General features: G+C 47.6%; 1 pseudogene. It reads left to right on the forward strand.

Features of this window, described 5'->3' with window-relative positions:
* Positions 1 to 552: 552 nt before the first annotated feature.
* Positions 553 to 1,052: pseudogene (locus tag C7N83_RS13950) on the forward strand (Ppx/GppA phosphatase family protein); the annotation flags it as partial.

Below are 1,052 nucleotides of genomic sequence, written 5' to 3' on the forward strand. Positions count from 1 at the left end.
ATCCTTCGGCCGCGGGTTCGGTGTCATGGTATTTCTGAACCGGCTATTGCCGTTTGACTTAAAAATGAGTACAAGTTTTTCCCATGCCGTCTGAAACCTGAAATCCGTCATTCCCGCACAGGCGGGAGTGACGGCATTTGGAGATTTCTGTGCCTGTTATTTAGTAAAACAGCTATAGAGGGGAAATTCACTGAATTAAAGACCAAAACCTGATGCCCTCCGGGCTTGGGAAGAGGGGGTAAGATTATATTTGTCAGAAGATATTTTAGTAGCTTGGAATAGGATTGGGGATGGAAAATCATCTCAAATATCCAGTAGGCCAAAAGTACAACACCTGTAGACAGACACAGGAAAAAGAGTAGAATTCTTAAAGCGGCCGGCTGTTTTTACAGAACAGAAACAAAAGATTGTTTATCTTGATGAGGGTGGTTTCAAGCATGCCCACCATAGGCCTTACGGTTATGTGCCCAAGGGTGGAATCTGTTATGGGCGGTATGATTGGCACTTGAAGAACGGGACCAGTGCCATTGGTACCATCCGGGACGAGGAACTACCGCCAAAGATTTTCAAGCCGCCATTTCCGCCGCGCGTAACGAAATCCAACGCATCAGCAAAATGATGAGGCGCACCGGTTGGGATTTCGCCGTTGGTACTTCCGGTTCGGCCAAATCCATCCGTGATGTATTGGCTGCCGAATACCCGCAGGAATCCGACATCACTTACGACGGCATGAAAAAACTGGCCGGCCGCATCATCGCTGCCGGTTCGGTGAAAAAAGCCAAATTCAACGGTCTGAAAACGGAGCGTGTGGAAGTCTTCACCGGCGGCTTGGCCGTAATGATGGCCGCGTTTGAAGAATTGGAAATCAAAAAAATGATGGTTACCGAAGCCGCTTTGCGCGACGGCGTATTCTACGACTTCAATAGTCAAAAAAAAATTAAATTTAGCACAATACCACATATGGCATACTCAAAAGACTACCGGCAAATGATACTGAACAAACTTGCAGCAGGTGCTTCCTATCGGGCACTGGCCGGTGGAGACAGCATCAG

Origin of the sequence: Neisseria iguanae (assembly GCF_003013245.1) — a bacterium.
Lineage (GTDB): Bacteria > Pseudomonadota > Gammaproteobacteria > Burkholderiales > Neisseriaceae > Neisseria > Neisseria iguanae.